We start from the raw sequence: 16,164 nt of genomic DNA, 5'->3' as shown, positions 1-16,164 counted from the left end.
CCCCGCTAGTGATTAGCGGGGGCACTGTGCATGCTTACACATACCGTTAGGCTTATACCATCAAACGGATGGGCTCCTCGAGGGTAGCCTTGACATCATTGAGGAACAGGGCGGCGGAGGCGCCATCGACTACGCGGTGGTCGCTGCTCAGGGTCACCTTCATGATTTTGCCGGGCACTACTTCACCATTGCGGACAACGGGCTTATCGTTGATGCCGCCGACGGCTAGGATACAGGCGTCGGGCGGATTGATGATGGCGGTAAATTCTTCGATTCCGAACATGCCCAGGTTGGAAATGGTGAAGGTGTTGCCACTCATCTCTTCGGGTGTGAGGCGCTTGATCTTGGCGCGTCCGGCTAGCTCCTTGACCTCTACGTTGATCTGGCTCAGCGACTTCATATTGGCGTGGCGGATCACGGGGACCAGCAGGCCGTCGGCAATGGCTACGGCTACACCGATATTGACGTCCTGATTGACGCGGATACTATCCCCTGCCCAGCTGGAATTGATGGCCGGGTGGTTAGGCAAGTTGGTAGCGCAGGCCTTGAGTACGAGATCGTTGAAGCTGATCTTGACTGGGGAGACTTCGTTGATGCGCTTACGCAATTCCCAGACCTTGCTCATGTCGATCTCTACGGTGACGTAGAAGTGGGGGGCGGTGAACTTGCTCTCCGCCAGACGGCGGGCGATCACCTTGCGCATCTGACTGACGCTGGAGGTGGTGAAGTTCTCCTGTCCGGTACCGAGCGAGAAGGGGGCCACCTTCGGCTTGCTGTCTTCGGGCTGTGCGGTGACGCCGGGGCTGGGCTCGGCCTGTGGCTTAGGCTGGGGTGGGTGCGCGATGGCCTGTCCGCTCTGCGGCTGGGCAGCCGTACCGGCCGGGGCGGTGCTGCCGCTGGTCTGGGCTTCCTCGATGTCGCGCTTCACGATGCGTCCGCCTTCGCCACTTCCGCTGACGTTCTTCAGGTCGATGCCGGCGGATTTGGCCATGGCACGCGCCAGGGGGCTTGCCTTGACGCGATCGTCGCTGTCGTCAGTGGAAGCAGTAGCGCTGTCGGTAGCGGGCTCCGCAGCACTGCTTTCCGAAGCGGAGGCCTGGGGGGCTTCGGAATCGGCGGTATCGGTGCTTGCGCCGTTGGCAGCATCCGTACCGGCGCCTTCCAGGGCAGCCTTCCAGTCTTCGCCTTCCTCACCGATCACGGCGATCACGCCATCGATGGGTACGGCACCTTCCTTGACGGCGATGTGGAGCAGGGTACCTTCGAAGAAGGAGTCCAGCTCCATGGTGGCTTTATCGGTTTCGACTTCCGCCAGGGTCTGACCGGGTTCTACGGCCTCGCCTTCTTCGACGAGCCAGGCGACGATGTTACCCTCTTCCATTGTGTCGCTCATGCGCGGCATGCGTATAACCTCGGCCATAATTGCTGTACTTCTTTTAGGTGGTGCGTAAGGTCGGCAAATTTGGGGCCTAATCACGGGATAAACAAACTGTACCGTCCCCCGATTGTTTTCTATACTCCACTTGCACCCGGCTCACCGTAGGGGCTCTTCCCCCTGACGGCGCTGTTCTAACCTTCTGCATGCAATTTTCTTCCCGCCTTATCGAAGATGCCGTCAACGCCTTCGCCGGCCTGCCCGGTATCGGTCCCAAAACCGCCCTGCGCCTAGTCCTTCACCTCGTACAGCGCCCTACCGAAGACAGTAGCCAGTTTGCCCGGGCGGTATCCACTATGCGGCAAAATATCCAGCACTGCATCACCTGTGGCAACCTGAGTGACCAGAGCGTGTGCAGCATTTGCCGCGACACGCGCCGGGACAAGACCGTCATTTGCGTAGTAGAGAGCATCCGCGACGTGATGGCCATCGAAGAGACGCAGCAGTACCGCGGCGTGTACCACGTGCTGGGCGGCGTGATCTCTCCCATCGAAGGTATCGGCCCGGCTGATTTAAACATCGACACCCTCGTGCAGCGCGCCGCCGAAGCCGAAGTAGAGGAGGTGATCATGGCCATCAGCCCCACCATCGAGGGAGACACTACCATCTTCTATATCAACAAACAGCTGACGGAGGCCGATGTGCAGGTCAGTAGTATCGCCCGGGGCGTCAGCTTCGGCGGCGAGCTCGAGTACGCCGATGAGGTGACCCTAGGCCGGAGCATCGTGGCGCGCCGGAAGTTGTAAGCCTGTGGGCAGGAACGGTCCGGCATCTCCCCCACCCTTGATGATCTCCCGCACGATGGTAGAGCTGATATGACTGTAGGCCGGCTGGCTGATCAGGAAGAAGGTTTCCAGTCCGTCCCCGACGATCCCATTGAGCTGAGAGATCGTTTTTTCGTAATCGAAGTCGCTGCTATTGCGTAGGCCCCGCAGCAGGTAACGGGCTCCGATACGCTGACAGTAGTGCGCGGTAAGCCCCTCGAAGCTATCCACGTGCACGGTTGGCTCGTCGGCAAATACATCGCGCAGCCACTGCATCCGCTGCTCCAACCCGAATAGAGTCTTCTTCTGGCTGTTGATGCCAACAGCCACTACGATACGGTCGAAGAGGGGTACGGCACGGCGCACGAGTTCGACGTGACCGGTGGTGATGGGGTCAAAGGATCCGGGGAAAACGGCGGTGTGCATATCAGCGGGAATTTAGCGTGTGTTGGGCATGGTACTGCCCCCAGAGGAAGTAATACTTCGTCAGGGTATCGAGGTAGGCGTTCTGCCAGTAGTACTGCGGCTTGAAGAGCCAGCGTGCCAGGTTGAAGGGCAGACTGTAGCCCGTGATAATGGCAAGCCGACGCAGGACCTGCCACCGGTTAGGTTTTGTGTTACCGCGCATGCCCAGTCCGTCACGGCCGGCAGCCCGGGCCAGTTGGAGGATTCCAGCGAAGGTGTACTTATAGGGCTGCACCAAATGGTCGATGACGATCTCCGGATCGTAGTACACGCCGAAGCCGGCCCGACGAAGCCGGACCTGAAATTCGTCCTCATCCCCCCGCCCCACGCGCCGGCCCTGCATCCCGTAGCGTGCGGAGAAGCCGCCCACCTTCTGCCCCGCGCGCCGTCGCACCGCCAGCAGCCCGCCGAGCAGGTAGCGGTCCGCAGCCAGCTCACCAAAAGCAGCCTGGGGGGAGGGGCGCATGGGCCGTCGGTAATACCGACGTAGCCACCGCGGGGGTGGATCGCGAAACCAGTGCCGCACCATGCCGCCCAGGGCAGCAAAGTCCGCCGTGTCGAGTCGGTCGAGAAACCGTTGCAGCAGATCGGGGGGAGCCTGTATATCGTCGTCGAGGTAGAGTACCCAGGGGGTCGCTGCTGCTTCCAGGCCACGGTTCCGTGCGTGACTGAGTCCCACTGCGGCCTTGGTTGTGTACCCTACACTAAAGCGCTCAGCTACCTGCCGCGTGGCCTCCCTTCCGGCATTGTCCACGACCAGTACGGTGTAGCGATCCGGATCTGCAGACTGCTGGGCCAGTGAGGTCAGACTCAGGGCCAGCAATTCTTCGCGGTGGTAGGTGCAGATCACGACCGTCAGTAGCATGACCGAAGGTAGCTACGCCACCGGGCTCTTGCCAAATCTTGCCACCTTTACAGGGTGCGTCTGTCCATCATCATCCCGGTATATAATGCGGCCGCCTACCTGGAGCGCGCCATCACGTCCGCCATCCGGGCGGGGTCGCAGGTGCAGGGCCACTGGGAACTCCTACTCGTAGACAACAACTCTACGGACGGTAGCCCGGCGATCCTCCAGGCGTACCACGCCCGATACCCAGACCGCATTCGCACCCTTACCGCCAGCAAGCAGGGCGCACCGAGCGCACGCAACGTAGCCCTGGCCCTTGCACGGGGGGAGTGGATCCAGTTTCTAGATGCCGATGATTACCTAAACCCCGGTAAAATCGCCGCGCAGCTAGCCCTTACGACTACCACTACCGACTGGGTGATCGGAGCATACCGAAATCAGTATCCCGACGGCAGCACGTCCGATAGTATCCCCCTTCCGGATCCCTGGCAAGGTTTGGTGCAGGATCTGCGGATCGGCCATACCAATAGTAACCTATACCGCCGCTCCGCCCTGACGCGCGCCGGCAACTGGAACGAAGCCACTCCGGCCTACGATGATCCGAACCTTTACTTCCGCCTGCTCCGCACGGAAGCGAGCTACCTGATCGACCCCGTAGTGCGCAGTACGTACTACCATCATGCCGGCCCCCGGGTCACCTCCGGTGATCCGATTCCACAGGTAGCGCAGGCCCTGCAGCTGCTGGCTGAGGTCAACGCGCACCTCAGCCGCGCTGCACCAGAGTACTGGCAGACCCACGCATCGCTGTTTGTGGGCGCTCTGCTACGCAAGATTCGCATCCTGGCCACACATGACCTGGCGGCGGCAACCCGGGCGTACACCCGCTATTTCGGACCAGGCGCCATCTACGCTGACGTGGGCCGGCCCCATCAATTGCTGCCTAGCTATACCCGTCTCTACCCCACGCTGGGCTTTCGCAATCTGGAACGGGGTCGGCTGTTGCTAGCCCGCTACCTGCCATCGGCCCTGAAGCAGAAGCTGAAAGCGTAGTACCTTGACCGCCCGCCGCACTACGCCTGGCGACCTTACCCTTTCTACATTGAGCAACTCCTTCGGCACCCTCTTCCGCATCACCACCTTCGGCGAGAGCCACGGCCGGGGCCTGGGCGTAACCATCGACGGCTGCCCGGCCGGACTGGAGCTGGATGTGGAAGCTATTCAGCAGGAAATGGCACGGCGGCGACCCGGCCAGAGCCGGCTGGTCACCCAGCGCAAGGAGGGTGATACGGTAGAACTCCTCAGCGGCACCTTCGAGGGCAAGACCACCGGCACCCCGATCGGCATGGTCATCTACAACCAGGATCAGCGCAGCAAGGACTACAGCCACATCTACGACAAGTACCGGCCCAGCCACGCGGACTACACCTTCTCGGCCAAGTACGGCCACCGCGACTACCGCGGCGGCGGCCGGTCGTCGGCCCGCGAGACCGCCGCACGGGTAGCAGCCGGTGCCGTAGCCAAGCAGCTGCTCGCCCACCTGGGCGTAACCATACACAGCTACGTGGATCAGGTGGGTGACATTGCCACGAATCTGCCCCATGAGGACCTAGACCTGAGCCAGATCGACCGCAACGACGTACGCTGTCCGGACCCCACCGCTGCCGCTAAGATGGAGACGGAGATCCTGGCCGTCCGCAAGGCCGGTGATACCATTGGAGGCATCGTCAAGTGCGTCATCCGGGGGGTACCCCCGGGCTGGGGTGAGCCGGTATTCGATAAGCTACACGCCGATCTCGGTAAGGCTATTCTGAGTATCAATGCCTGCAAGGGCTTCGCCTACGGCAGCGGCTTCGAGGGGGTGAGCCTGCGCGGTAGCGCGCACAACGACGCCTTCTATACCGATGCCGACGGCCGCGTACGCACCCGCACCAACCGCAGCGGAGGCATTCAGGGCGGCATCTCGAACGGGGAGGACATCTACTTCCGCGCCGCCTTTAAGCCGGTCGCCACCATCATCTCCGATCAGGAGAGTATCAATGAAGGCGGGGAAGCCGTCACCGTAGTAGGTAAGGGCCGGCACGATCCCTGCGTACTACCCCGTGCCGTACCCATCGTAGATGCCATGGTCGCACTGGTACTGGCGGATCATGCCCTGCGCGCGCGGAGCAATCGTCTCTAGGGGGGTAGCCTTTTACCAACCTACAGGTCCGGCAACGCCCAGCCGTACCCCAGCCAGTCTTCCAGATGATCTATATCGGAGAGGACCGGGAGCCGGTGGGTACTCAAGCCCTGCACCTGCGTCCGCGCCAGTGTCTCTTCCAGTACATCGGAGGTGCTCCAGCTCATGTCCGTAAACAGCGTAGGGTGCGGATGGCGCATACCCAGTAGGTAGTACCCCCCGTCATTGGCCGGACCGATCACTACCTCGTGGGTCGTGAGGGCGGCAAACGCCTCGTCGAGTAGTTCGGTAGTGACGCCGGGGCAGTCGCTACCGATGATGATGACGCGGTCGTGGTGACGGGCGAAGGCATGATCGAAGGCGGCAGCCATACGCTCGCCCAGTCCCGGTCCTACCTGCACCAGCTTGATGAAGCGGTCGCCGGGCCAGCCATCGTCCGACCGCACGTGATCGGAGTAGTGCAGGTAGCGGGTGACATCGGTGAGCCCCAGGGCCTGGTCGCGGGTGTACTCCAGAAGGATGCCGTACATCCGGAGGGCCATCTCATCCCCGACGTCCTGGGCCAGGCGGGTTTTGGTTTTGCCGGCGATGGGGTTTTTGACCATTATGATCAGGGCGGGCTGCTGCATGGCGGCAAGATAAGTGTAGCGGGGCCCAACCCCCGGCCGGTATGCGCAGTTATAGTACCTCTCATTTTATTGCATATGAAAGCCATCTGGAACGGCCAGGTAATCGCCGAAAGTCCCGAAACGCTAGTCGTAGAAGGCAATCACTACTTTCCCGCCGATAGTGTCCGGCAGGAGTTTCTGCGCGACAGCGCCACCACCAGCTACTGCGGCTGGAAGGGGGACTGCCGCTACTATACACTGGAAGTAGACGGCAAGTCCAATCCCGATGCCGCCTGGTACTACGCCGATCCCCTGCCGCGGGCCGAACACATCCGGGGGCACGTCGCGTTCTGGAAAGGGGTGACCGTGCAGGACCAATAACACAGCCGCGTGACGCAGAGTATTTATTCTCCTACGGGTATCAGTAGGCAGTTTGACCGGGTACGCGAGCAGTCCGTCTACCTCTGTGCCCCCCTGGAGGCCGAGGACTATGCCGTGCAGCCGCATCCCGACGTGAGCCCCCCCAAGTGGCACCTCGGTCACTCCACCTGGTTCTTCGAAAACTTCATCCTGGCCGACTACGCCACCAACTACCTGCGCTTCGACGAGCGGCTCAACTGGTTCTTTAACAGCTACTACGAAAGTCAGGGCCCCCGCGTGCTGCGCAGCCACCGCGGCAACATGACCCGACCGGGCCTTTCCACCATTCTGGACTACCGCGCACACGTGGACCACGCCATGCGGGAATTGCTCGAGCAGGAAGATCCGGAGGTGGTACGCTTGACCGAGTTGGGACTACACCACGAACAGCAGCACCAGGAGTTGCTACTTACCGACATCAAGTACATCCTGGGCACCAATCCGCTCTATCCGGTATATCGCCGCCGCACCACGCCGTCGCCGGCCGTCGCGGCTGAACTGACCTTCCTGCCCGTCCCCGCCGGTCGCTATGCGATCGGACATACCGGGCAGTCTTTTTGTTGGGACAACGAACTGAGCCACCACGACGTCCTGCTGCTCGACTTCGCCATCGGTTCGCGCCTGATCACTAATGGGGAGTATCTCCGGTTTATGGAAGACGGGGGGTACGAGCGCTTCGAGTTCTGGCAGATGGAGGGGATCGCCTGGGCGCGTGAGCTGGAAGTGAAGGCCCCCCAGTACTGGTACCCCTCGGAAGACGGTTGGCAGCAGTACACGCTCGACCGTGGTCTGGTGGCCGTCGACCCTCACCTGCCGGTCACCCATATCGGCTGGTACGAAGCCGATGCCTATGCCCGCTGGGCCGGTGCGCGCCTGGCCACGGAGTTCGAGTGGGAAGTGGCCTGTAAGATCTTTTCACCGGATATCCCCCAGCGGGGCAACTGGGTGGAGCGGGAGAGTTACCACCCGACCGTGGCGACCGACCCCTCGGATCACCAGCTGCTGGGGCATGTTTGGGAATGGACAAATTCGGCGTACCTTCCGTATCCGCGGTATCCGCGGCCTGACGGAGCCCTGGGTGAGTACAACGGAAAGTTCATGATCAACCAGATGGTGCTGCGGGGAGGCAGCTGTGCCACGCCACTGCGCCACATACGCCCTACGTACCGTAATTTTTTCCAACCAGACAAGCGCTGGCAGTTTACCGGCATTCGCCTGGCTAAAGATGTATAAGTTATGACCATTTCACCTACCTCTCAACTGAACGCTTTTGCGCAGGACGTACTGGACGGCCTCTCCCGGCCCGTACGCCAGTTGAGTAGCAAATGGTTCTACGACGAGCAGGGCACCCGCCTGTTCAAGGACATCATGCGGTGCCCGGAATACTACCTGACCGAGGCCGAATCGCGCATCTACCGCCAGTGCGTACCCAACCTGCTGGACGCGCTGAACGCCCCCGCCTTCGACCTCATCGAGCTGGGAGCCGGTGACGGCACCAAGACGCAGATCCTCATCGAGCAGTTTCTGACGGCAGGCGTGCAGTTTTCGTACCGGCCCATCGACCTGAGCGAGACCGCGCTGAGCGAGCTCGGCACCCTCATCAAACTGCGCTGGCCTACCCTGGACTTCAATCCCATCCAGGCGGACTACTTCGAAGCCCTGGACCGGCTGGGGGCCGCTACCGGTGGCCGACCACGTCTGGTCCTGTTTCCGGGGGCTAATATTGGAAACTTCTCTCCCTCCGAGGCCGTCGGTACGCTGAAGCGGCTCCGGTCGTTCCTCAACCCCGGAGATCTTCTCTTTACGGGTTTTGACCTGAAAAAAGACCCCGGCGTAGTGCTGGCTGCCTACAACGACGTAGGTGGTATCACCGCCGCCTTCAACCTGAATCTACTGGCCCGCATCAACCGGGAACTGGAGGGCGACTTCGCCCTGGATTGCTGGCGCCACTGGGAGACCTACGACCCGGCATCCGGCGCGGCCCGCAGCTTCCTGCTGCCCGTCGAATCCCAGCAGGTCCACCTACGGGCCCTGAACCGGAAGTTCAGCTTCCGCGCCTGGGAGCCCATCGCCGTAGAGATCAGTCAGAAGTACAACCTGCGCGAAATCGAGGGGATGGCCGACGCGGCCGGCTTCACCTTCCTGCATCATGTCAGCGATGACCGGCAGTGGTTCACGAATAGCCTATGGCGAGTGCCCACCCCGTGATCCACCACTTCAGCTTGAGCATATCGAGCACCTTGAGGTTGCGCGTCCGCATCAGGTAGCGCACCAGCATTTCTTCCGGCAGCAGCTCCGCTAATTGCGACATGCGGGGGTAGCGATCGGCGAAGGTCGTCAGACGGGTCGTCAGGGTGGGATGTGCCTTGCGCAGACTCTTTAGCGTCTGCACCGCCTGCCGTTGCTTGGCGATGAATACCTCTTCAGGTTCCAATCCTAGATGCAATACTGGATTGTCAATATACTCAATACGTGTCCCTGCTGGAGCGAGTAGTTGTCCCCAAAGCGTATCTTCATGTCCGTAGCTATGTACTTCTGGGAAGGGGTTATCAAGAAAGAATTGCCGATCTACCCGAAAGTTGTTGCTTTGAAAGTGTAGGTAGGGGCGCGGGCGAAAACGCGCGGGTGCAAGCGCCTCCCGATAGCGACCGTATTGCCAGTGCAGACGAAGCGCAGGGTCGTCCGGCGGTTCACTAGTGTAACTTCTACCACCTACGACAACGGTAGCTTCGGTTGGTCGGCTGATATAGTTACGTAACAGGTAGGGGTTGGGCTCACCATCTACATCCAACATCACGAGAATGGCATACTGCGCGTCTTTGGCCATTCGATTACGAATACTGGCCCGGCCGGTGTTCTCCGGTAGGGCTACGTACCGCACGTTGGGTAGATCGGCGAGGCTTTGGTTGATGCACTGCTGCTCGGGGGCGCTACCGTCTTCGTATACCAGCACTTCGACCGCTTCGCTCATCTCATCCGCCTGTCGTAGCAGCTCGTGGACCAGCGGACGGGCATCGTAATTATAGACTGGTACGCAAATCGAAAGCATAGGGAGAGCGAAGGAACGGGTAAATCTACGTGTCATAGCGCAGACCGGACCCATTCGGGGGCCATTTTCTACCGCTAGTTAGGGGGTATGGCGTAGCGAATTTCGCTTAGGAACGGTTCGAAGTCGGGTAAATCAGAGGTTTTCGCTCCCCGCATCCAGCGGGTTGGTAAGCCGTTGGCCAGCCGGAAGGCATCCTCGACTGCGGCGGCCTGCTGCTCGTAATTTAAGTCGGCAAGACTCCGTGCGGCAGCCAATCCGGCGCGGCCACCGTAGTCGTAGCCCGACCGGGTATGTTGAGCGACCAGTGCACGGGGGATGTAGACCGCGCCGTGCTGCTCGTACTGCCAGACGTGCACCATCTCGTGTACCAACGTAGCCAGTGGTATGCTGCCCCAGCTATTGATGGTATGAAAGCTTACGTAGTAAAACCGAAAGGAGCGGGGCCCCAGGTGCGCCCGCTCGTCGATCCGCACACGGTGGTACGGTACACTATCTCCGAAGTAGGGATAAAGCATGTGATACTCCCGGGCGGTGAGCCCCCGCAGCTCCGGCGACAGGGCATTGCTAACGACCTCGTAGAGATCGAACAGGTACAGTAGATCGAATAGCTGAAATATCCGGTCCAGCCAGTGAGTAGCGACCACCGTAGGGGGGAGGGGCGATCGCAGTCTGCGGAGGCGCAGCCGAAAGCGTGATGTATACCGGAGCTGAGGTAGCATGGAATAGCCATGATACAAAACTGCGCTCACACGCTAGCCGGTACGAATATGCTGTAGGGGTAGGAGTCGAACCTACACGGGGCGGTTAGCCACAATTCAACGCTCCGAAGAGCGGCGCTCGCGCGGAGCCGTGAACTGGGTTTATACCGACCTCCCCACCCGCGAGACAAGCGGGCATGGCTGCCAATTTCATCACCCTACAAAATGTGGACGCCTGCCGTTGCTTCGTCCTTGCAATAGCAAAGATGCAATCATCGAGTCTTAATACACAAGTATTTTCAATAGAATTGAATCAACTATACAAAGTGTGTAGTTTATCGATGGTAATATTGAAATATTTTCAATACTGTAGCTACGGAATAGCCGATCATTGCGATTCGTTCACTGCAAACCAGAGCCCCTCCCGATCATCGCCCGCCATGTAGTCGATGAGCAGTTCTTCCCCGGCAGAAATGTCGCGGAGGGCCGTGAAGCGGATCTGGGCGAAATCGTAATCCATCTCGTAATCCAGGTTAGGGTCAGGTCCGTGATTGTAGAGACTGCCGTAGCCCAGGGCCAGGGCGGCACCGTCTCCATCCCAGATGAAGTAGTAGTCGTGGAGCAGGGTATCGTGGATGACCGTGCGCTCTGCCGCCGTCAGTACGATGACCGGAGCCAGCTCGACTACGGAGCCCGCGCTGATGGCAGCGGCTGTATAAACCCCACGCTGGCCGAGGGGACTGGGGCGGAGGTAGAGTCCGGGGAGCTGCATCACGGTCAGAACAAGCCCTGGATCACCTGCTCCTCGGTGATGCCCTCGGCTTCGGCCTTGTAGTTGCGCACGATGCGGTGGCGCAGTACGTACTTGGCGATCGCCTGCACGTCTTCGATATCCGGACTGTACTTGCCGCTGATGGCTGCGTGGCACTTGGCGCCCAGTACGAGGTACTGACTGGCCCGGGGGCCGGCGCCCCAGCTGATGTATTCGTTGACGTTGGTGCCGGCGCGGCTGGTATTGGGGCGGGTCTTGCCGGTGAGCTTGACGGCGTACTCCAGTACGTTATCGCTGATAGGGATCTTGCGGACCAGCTGCTGGAAGTACAAGATCTGTGCACCGCTCAGCACGTGCTTTACGGAGCTACGTTCTACGCCGGTCGTATTTCGTACTACGGCCAGCTCCTCTTCGTAGGAGGGGTAGTCCAGGGGGATGTTGAACATAAAGCGGTCTAGCTGAGCCTCCGGCAGGGGGTAGGTTCCCTCCTGCTCGATGGGGTTTTGGGTAGCTAGCACGAAGAAGGGGGCGGGCAACTGGTGCCGTACACCACTCACCGTGACGGAGCGTTCCTGCATGGCTTCCAGCAGGGCGGCCTGGGTCTTGGGGGGCGTGCGGTTGATCTCATCGGCCAGGACGATATTAGCGAAGAGCGGTCCGCGATTGAATTCGAAGTGCCGCTCGTCGTTCAGGATCTCCGAGCCGGTGATATCGGTCGGCATCAGGTCGGGGGTAAACTGGATCCGCTTGAAGTCCAGGTCGAGCACTTCGGAGATGGTGGATACCAGCAGGGTCTTCGCCAGCCCCGGTACGCCTACTAGTAAAGAGTGACCGTTGGAAAACAGGGAGATGAGCACCGTCTTGACGACTTCTTCCTGGCCGACGATGACCCGGCCGATCTCGGTGCGTAAATCTTGGTAAGCTTGCGCCAGGGCGTCAACGGCCTCGACGTCGGAGGTAAATTGGGGGGTAGCCATACAGTAAGGTGGTAGTGGTGTAAAAAGGTGTTGCGTACGGGAATGTTGTGCAGCCGCCCGGTCTCTTTGTACTTACTCCGCCCCGTAGCTCCTGTACACCAGCCGGCCCAGCCCCACGGCACCCAGTAGGAAGAGCAACATTGCCGGAAAGCCCCCCAGGGTAGAGATCAATCGGATACCGTCCAGACCCGCGAAGGAGACCAGCACCCAGGAGGTCGTACCGATCACTACGCCCCACAGGAGCTTCACCCCCACCGGGGCCTCGGCGGAGTCCGGACCGATCCCCCGTACACATAGGGCACTCATCGCCGATACATTGGAATCCGCCGCCGTGACGTAGGAGAGGAACAGGAGCAGCAAAAACACCGCTGCCGCAATACGTACGCCCGGCAACTCCCCGAGCAGCACATAGGCAACTGCCTCCGGTCCCGCGGTAGCTAGGGTAGTAGAGAGCAATCCGCCCGACTGCCCGTCCAGCACCAGGGCCGTACCCCCGAAGGCCACCATCCAGCAGGCGGCAAATGCAGCGGTGGCCAGCAGGTTCACCGCGATGAATTGACGCACGCTATAGCCCCGCCCGAGCCGCCCCAGGAAGAGTGCCGTGATGGGCGCCCAGGCGTACCAATTCGCCCAGTAGAAGCTTGTCCAGGCGTGGCTCCAGTCGCTGGGGATGCCCGGATCTAGTCCCAGATTACGGGGGATAAAGGTGGTCATAAAGTCTACCGCCGCGTACCCGGCCAAGCGCAGGGTATCCAGCACCGGGCCGGCAGCCAGCACGAAGAGCGCCAGCAGGATGAACCCGATAATATTAATATTGGAGAGCATGCGAATGCCGCGCTGCAGTCCCGTGGCCGCCGATACGCTGAATGCCAATACGACGGCTCCGATCAGTACCGCCAGTTGGAGAGGCGTCGCACCGGCGTCCGCGCCCAAAACGCCCGCCAGGCCGCCCTGTAGGGCTAGACTGCCCGCCCCGAGTGATGCCGCCATACCCGCTACCAGGGCAAACAGGCAAATGGCATCGATGGCCGCACCGCCGCGGCGATGGACCCGCTCGCCCAATAGGGGCACCAGCAGGGTACTCAGCGTGAAGGGCTGCCGGCGGTTGTAGAAGCCCAGCGCGAAGAGCAGCCCCCCAACCGTGTAGATGGCGTAGGGCGTCAGCGTCCAGTGCAGCAGCATGGTCGACAGGGCAAAGACGGCTGGCTCCCCCACCCCCGCCGGCGGCGGTGCGCTTACGTGGTAGATCGGTTCGGCGATCCCCCAGAAGAGAATACCGGTGGCGATGGTCGTACAGGCTGTAATGGCGAACCACCGCCAGGGCGATAGCAACCGCTGCGCGCCCGCTCCACCGATGACCGTACGGCCCAGCGGACTTAGGTACACCACCAGCAACAGAAGCAGGAACGCGCTACACGACCAGGAGAATAGCCAGTCGAAGCGCAGTAAGATCCAGTCGCTCGCCGCCTGCGCATAGCCGATCAGAAGCACGGGATCGTAGAGTGCGAGTGCGGCACAGAGTACGAGGGGCAGCAGGGGCGGCAACAGCACGCTGTAGCGGATACTGTGGCCGCTAGTCCGCACAGTCCCAGGTCCAGTCACTCAGGGGGTAGCGCGGCCCGGTGAAGTTGAAGTGCCACCACTCGGTGCGGATGGTGGCAAAGCCGTGACGCTGCAGCACATCCTGTAGAATGGCCCGGTTCTGCAGCACGCTGGCGGGCAGGTCGGTGGTCGTGGTGTAAGCTGCCTCGCCGAAGAAATCATAGGGTGTACCCATGTCGAGTTTTACCCCGGTGTCTAAATTGATCAAGGTGAGGTCGGCGGCGGCGCCCCGGCTGTGCAGGCTACCGCGTTTGGGGTTGGCTACGTAGCGGGCATCGGGCAGTACGTCCCAGAGGCGCTGTTGGTAGGGCCCTGGGCGGTAGCAGTCGTACATCTTCAGGCCCAGCCCGCTGCGCGATAGTTCGTCGTGTGCCGCGGCCAGGGCCCGGGCCACCTCCGGCCGGTAAAAGCAGCGGCCACAGTCGTAGATCACCTGCTTCATGAAGTTGTCGGTCGTAGCGTAGCGTAGCTCGAGCTCGATCGTAGGGGCTAAGCGCGTGAGCTCGGTCCAGGCCGTAGTATCGTAGTCGGGCGGTGCGGGGGTCAGGATGGGCGCCCCGATAGCTATCGGGGCCGGTGCCGGGGGGGGGATCGGAAAGCCGGCCTGCATGACGATCGTATCCTGCGGACTGGCCGGTGCGGTATCGCAATGCCACAGCAGTAGCAGCAGGGGAAGAAAGAGTAAGCACTTCACGGGCGGAAGATAGGGCGGTTTACCTGTCCTACTTGCCCACTAGCTGTACTTTGGCGGGGTATGGCCGATCAACAATCCGGAGGCACCCTGCGCCCCCTGCTCTTCCTGGGTGCCCTGCTGGCCGCGGCGGGGGGCTACCTGTACGTATTTACGGACGAGCAGGTCCACTGGCCGGCCTTCGGCAGCATGGCCCTGTTCTACGCCATTGTCTACTACATCGGGGCCCGGGCCGCCGGCAAGCGCCGCGAAGGCGATAATGGGGCGGAGGGTATGATGCTGGCCGGCCGTAACCTGCCGCTCTACGTGGCCATCTTCACCATGAGTGCTACCTGGGTCGGTGGGGGCTTCATCAACGGCACGGCGGAGTACACCGCTACCCAGGGGCTGGTGTGGGTGCAGGCGCCCTGGGGCTACGCGCTCTCACTCGTGATCGGCGGACTGTTCTTCGCCCGCACCATGCGCCGGCGGCGCTACCGCACCATGCTGGACCCGCTCACCGAACGCTACGGCACGAAGCTCACCGCCGTGCTCTTCCTGCCCGCCCTGACCGGTGAGCTCTTCTGGACGGCCGCCATCCTGACTGCCCTGGGAGCTACCTTCGGTACGGTACTGGGGATCGATCTGGAGACGGCCATCCTGCTCTCGGCCACGATCGCCGTAGCCTACACCGCCCTCGGGGGGCTCTGGGCCGTAGCGATGACCGACGTGGTGCAACTGCTCATTCTGTTCGTGGGCTTAGCCATGATCGTACCCTTTGCGCTGGCCTATACGGGGGGCCTATCGGCCACCTACGCAGCCTATACCGAAAAATTCGGCGCGGCGGCCAGTCTGCTGCCCTCCCGCGCGGCTCTGGGCAGTAGCTACTGGACGTGGTGGGACTATGCGCTGCTCCTCGTATTCGGTGGTATTCCCTGGCAGGTGTACTTCCAGCGGGTGCTGGCGGCGCGGGACGAGGACACGGCCGTGCGGCTGAGTCTGATCGCCGGAGTCGTCTGCCTGCTGGCGGCTGTCGCCCCCGTGCTGATCGGGATGGTGTCGGCTACGGTAGACTGGACGGCCCTACCCGCCGGTCCGCCACCGGATGCCAGTGCAACCCTGCCGTGGGTGGTGCGCTACCTCACGAATCCGGTGGTGGCCGTAGTCGGTCTGGGCGCGGTAGCGGCGGCGGTCATGTCGAGCGTAGACAGCAGCGTACTCAGCGCCAGCAGCATGGGTGTATGGAACGTGTACCGGCCGCTGGTGGATCCCGGTCTGCCGGACGGCAAGATCGCCAAGTTCATCCAGCGGACCATCTGGATCGTAGGCACGGCCGCTACCCTGATCGCCTTTCAGGTCAAGAGCGTGTACGCCCTCTGGTTTCTGTGCTCGGATTTTGTGTACTGCCTGCTGTTCCCGGCCCTGGTGTGTGCCCTGTACGACACCCACGCCAATAAGTACGGGGCGCTCGCCGGCTTTCTGTTAGCTGCCTTCCTGCGCTTCGGTGGGGGGGATGATACCCTGGGTCTGCCCGCCTACCTCCCCTACCCTGCCGACTTTCCGTTCCGTACCCTGGCCATGGTGTCCGGTCTGCTGAGCATCGTACTCGTCTCGCGCTTCGTACCGACCGAAGCCCCCCCAGCCCCTGCCTATACTTCTCCTGACTAAACTACCTCTC

General features: G+C 61.5%; 17 protein-coding genes. 7 read left to right on the top strand and 10 right to left on the bottom strand.

What is annotated here, in order from left to right:
- Window positions 1–52: 52 nt before the first annotated feature.
- On the bottom strand, window positions 53–1,420 hold the full coding sequence (locus tag MJQ68_RS02795; RefSeq protein ID WP_264758990.1) for a dihydrolipoamide acetyltransferase family protein: 1,368 nt from the start codon (window positions 1,418–1,420) through the stop codon (window positions 53–55).
- 161 nt (window positions 1,421–1,581) lie between these two features.
- On the opposite strand from MJQ68_RS02795, the gene recR reads away from it, so the two are divergent.
- On the top strand, window positions 1,582–2,181 hold the full coding sequence (gene recR, locus MJQ68_RS02790; RefSeq protein ID WP_238749454.1) for a recombination mediator RecR: 600 nt from the start codon (window positions 1,582–1,584) through the stop codon (window positions 2,179–2,181).
- Here recR and coaD read toward each other — a convergent pair.
- Complete coding sequence (coaD, locus tag MJQ68_RS02785) at window positions 2,146–2,625, bottom strand: pantetheine-phosphate adenylyltransferase (RefSeq protein ID WP_238749453.1); 480 nt, start codon at window positions 2,623–2,625, stop codon at window positions 2,146–2,148. The two genes, recR and coaD, sit on opposite strands and share 36 nt — an antisense overlap.
- Window position 2,626: 1 nt before the next feature.
- The gene (locus tag MJQ68_RS02780) at window positions 2,627–3,529 is read right to left on the bottom strand and encodes a glycosyltransferase family 2 protein (RefSeq protein ID WP_238749452.1); all 903 of its coding nucleotides are present in this window, start codon (window positions 3,527–3,529) and stop codon (window positions 2,627–2,629) included.
- A gap of 54 nt (window positions 3,530–3,583) precedes the next feature.
- On the opposite strand from MJQ68_RS02780, the gene MJQ68_RS02775 reads away from it, so the two are divergent.
- Both MJQ68_RS02775 and aroC read left to right on the top strand, forming a co-directional pair.
- Entirely contained in the window at window positions 3,584–4,561 is a 978-nt protein-coding gene (locus tag MJQ68_RS02775; protein WP_238749451.1) for a glycosyltransferase family 2 protein, read from the top strand.
- 49 nt (window positions 4,562–4,610) lie between these two features.
- Window positions 4,611–5,690 (top strand): chorismate synthase, encoded by a 1,080-nt coding sequence (gene aroC / locus MJQ68_RS02770; protein ID WP_238749450.1) that lies wholly within the window; start codon window positions 4,611–4,613, stop codon window positions 5,688–5,690.
- A gap of 20 nt (window positions 5,691–5,710) precedes the next feature.
- Here aroC and MJQ68_RS02765 read toward each other — a convergent pair whose 3' ends face one another.
- Window positions 5,711–6,319, bottom strand: a complete 609-nt coding sequence (locus MJQ68_RS02765) for a TIGR04282 family arsenosugar biosynthesis glycosyltransferase (RefSeq protein WP_238749449.1) — start codon at window positions 6,317–6,319, stop codon at window positions 5,711–5,713.
- Between the two features lie 75 nt (window positions 6,320–6,394).
- On the opposite strand from MJQ68_RS02765, the gene MJQ68_RS02760 reads away from it, so the two are divergent.
- Genes MJQ68_RS02760 through MJQ68_RS02750 form a run of 3 tightly spaced genes read left to right on the top strand, consistent with a single transcriptional unit; the run spans window position 6,395 to window position 8,926 of the window.
- On the top strand, window positions 6,395–6,679 hold the full coding sequence (locus MJQ68_RS02760) for a DUF427 domain-containing protein (RefSeq protein WP_238749448.1): 285 nt from the start codon (window positions 6,395–6,397) through the stop codon (window positions 6,677–6,679).
- Window positions 6,680–6,688: 9 nt separating this feature from the next.
- Window positions 6,689–7,951, top strand: coding sequence for an ergothioneine biosynthesis protein EgtB (egtB, locus tag MJQ68_RS02755; RefSeq protein ID WP_238749447.1), 1,263 nt, complete (start codon window positions 6,689–6,691; stop codon window positions 7,949–7,951).
- Window positions 7,952–7,954: 3 nt separating this feature from the next.
- On the top strand, window positions 7,955–8,926 hold the full coding sequence (locus tag MJQ68_RS02750) for an L-histidine N(alpha)-methyltransferase (RefSeq protein WP_238749446.1): 972 nt from the start codon (window positions 7,955–7,957) through the stop codon (window positions 8,924–8,926).
- On the opposite strand, the gene MJQ68_RS02745 is transcribed toward MJQ68_RS02750, so the two are convergent.
- The 6 genes from MJQ68_RS02745 to MJQ68_RS02720 form a co-directional block, all read right to left on the bottom strand.
- The gene (locus MJQ68_RS02745) at window positions 8,892–9,767 is read right to left on the bottom strand and encodes a glycosyltransferase family 2 protein (RefSeq protein WP_238749445.1); all 876 of its coding nucleotides are present in this window, start codon (window positions 9,765–9,767) and stop codon (window positions 8,892–8,894) included. The genes MJQ68_RS02750 and MJQ68_RS02745 overlap by 35 nt on opposite strands.
- A gap of 74 nt (window positions 9,768–9,841) precedes the next feature.
- Entirely contained in the window at window positions 9,842–10,486 is a 645-nt protein-coding gene (locus tag MJQ68_RS02740) for a hypothetical protein (protein ID WP_238749444.1), read from the bottom strand.
- Between the two features lie 367 nt (window positions 10,487–10,853).
- The gene (locus MJQ68_RS02735; protein WP_238749443.1) at window positions 10,854–11,237 is read right to left on the bottom strand and encodes an SET domain-containing protein; all 384 of its coding nucleotides are present in this window, start codon (window positions 11,235–11,237) and stop codon (window positions 10,854–10,856) included.
- 5 nt (window positions 11,238–11,242) lie between these two features.
- Entirely contained in the window at window positions 11,243–12,214 is a 972-nt protein-coding gene (locus tag MJQ68_RS02730) for an AAA family ATPase (protein WP_238749442.1), read from the bottom strand.
- Between the two features lie 72 nt (window positions 12,215–12,286).
- Window positions 12,287–13,798: a BCCT family transporter gene (locus MJQ68_RS02725; protein ID WP_238749441.1), complete on the bottom strand. Its 1,512-nt coding sequence runs from the start codon at window positions 13,796–13,798 to the stop codon at window positions 12,287–12,289.
- Window positions 13,788–14,510, bottom strand: a complete 723-nt coding sequence (locus MJQ68_RS02720; RefSeq protein ID WP_238749440.1) for a M15 family metallopeptidase — start codon at window positions 14,508–14,510, stop codon at window positions 13,788–13,790. The genes MJQ68_RS02725 and MJQ68_RS02720 overlap by 11 nt, the downstream gene beginning before the upstream one ends.
- A gap of 60 nt (window positions 14,511–14,570) precedes the next feature.
- On the opposite strand from MJQ68_RS02720, the gene MJQ68_RS02715 reads away from it, so the two are divergent.
- The gene (locus tag MJQ68_RS02715) at window positions 14,571–16,154 is read left to right on the top strand and encodes a sodium:solute symporter family protein (protein ID WP_238749439.1); all 1,584 of its coding nucleotides are present in this window, start codon (window positions 14,571–14,573) and stop codon (window positions 16,152–16,154) included.
- Window positions 16,155–16,164: the final 10 nt, after the last annotated feature.

Source organism: Neolewinella maritima (assembly GCF_923081025.1).
GTDB lineage: Bacteria > Bacteroidota > Bacteroidia > Chitinophagales > Saprospiraceae > Neolewinella > Neolewinella maritima.
Note: the sequence above shows the minus strand (reverse complement) of the source record. Positions and strands in the feature narration are given on the sequence as shown.

Bases quoted from the DNA above. Each gene is read 5' to 3' on its own strand.
- MJQ68_RS02795 (WP_264758990.1), bottom strand. From the start codon at position 1,420: ATGGCCGAGGTTATACGCATGCCGCGCATGAGCGACACAATGGAAGAG.
- recR (WP_238749454.1), top strand. From the start codon at position 1,582: ATGCAATTTTCTTCCCGCCTTATCGAAGATGCCGTCAACGCCTTCGCC.
- MJQ68_RS02750 (WP_238749446.1), top strand. From the start codon at position 7,955: ATGACCATTTCACCTACCTCTCAACTGAACGCTTTTGCGCAGGACGTA.
- MJQ68_RS02730 (WP_238749442.1), bottom strand. From the start codon at position 12,214: ATGGCTACCCCCCAATTTACCTCCGACGTCGAGGCCGTTGACGCCCTG.
- MJQ68_RS02760 (WP_238749448.1), top strand. From the start codon at position 6,395: ATGAAAGCCATCTGGAACGGCCAGGTAATCGCCGAAAGTCCCGAAACG.
- MJQ68_RS02715 (WP_238749439.1), top strand. From the start codon at position 14,571: ATGGCCGATCAACAATCCGGAGGCACCCTGCGCCCCCTGCTCTTCCTG.
- MJQ68_RS02780 (WP_238749452.1), bottom strand. From the start codon at position 3,529: ATGCTACTGACGGTCGTGATCTGCACCTACCACCGCGAAGAATTGCTG.
- MJQ68_RS02735 (WP_238749443.1), bottom strand. From the start codon at position 11,237: ATGCAGCTCCCCGGACTCTACCTCCGCCCCAGTCCCCTCGGCCAGCGT.
- coaD (WP_238749453.1), bottom strand. From the start codon at position 2,625: ATGCACACCGCCGTTTTCCCCGGATCCTTTGACCCCATCACCACCGGT.
- MJQ68_RS02745 (WP_238749445.1), bottom strand. From the start codon at position 9,767: ATGCTTTCGATTTGCGTACCAGTCTATAATTACGATGCCCGTCCGCTG.
- MJQ68_RS02740 (WP_238749444.1), bottom strand. From the start codon at position 10,486: ATGCTACCTCAGCTCCGGTATACATCACGCTTTCGGCTGCGCCTCCGC.
- MJQ68_RS02765 (WP_238749449.1), bottom strand. From the start codon at position 6,319: ATGCAGCAGCCCGCCCTGATCATAATGGTCAAAAACCCCATCGCCGGC.